The sequence below is a fragment of the Megasphaera sp. AF13-6AC genome (assembly GCF_027685385.1).
In the GTDB taxonomy this organism is placed as follows: Bacteria; Bacillota; Negativicutes; order Veillonellales; family Megasphaeraceae; genus Megasphaera; species Megasphaera micronuciformis.
In genome coordinates this window covers 365-623 of the sequence record NZ_JAQCUN010000319.1, presented here as the reverse complement: position 1 = coordinate 623, position 259 = coordinate 365, and the positions used below count along the sequence as shown (strand labels likewise).

General features: G+C 50.2%; 1 protein-coding gene. It reads right to left on the bottom strand.

From position 1 onward, the window contains the following. Positions 1 to 89: 89 nt before the first annotated feature. The gene (locus tag PGX78_RS09140; protein ID WP_270446652.1) at positions 90 to 197 is read right to left on the bottom strand and encodes a hypothetical protein; all 108 of its coding nucleotides are present in this window, start codon (positions 195 to 197) and stop codon (positions 90 to 92) included. Between the last annotated feature and the right edge of the window lie 62 nt (positions 198 to 259).

The window sequence follows — 259 nt, the reverse complement described above, 5'->3', positions numbered from 1 at the left end:
TTTGACATAAAAAACTGCACCTCCAAAAATTGTGTCCAATTTTTGGGGTGCAGTTCAAAAGCTTCAGCAGCCTTTTTCATTTATGCTTATTATCTGGCGTTTGCTTCCCCGCGAAGCACCATACCGCGACCGCAATCGACCGTAACCAGTTCACCGCTCGTTAAGGCCGACGTATCGGCGCCGATGATTGCCGGAATGCCCAGACTGAGGGCCGTAATCGCCGATTCGCTTGTAAGGCCCGCCTCTTCGGAAATAATAG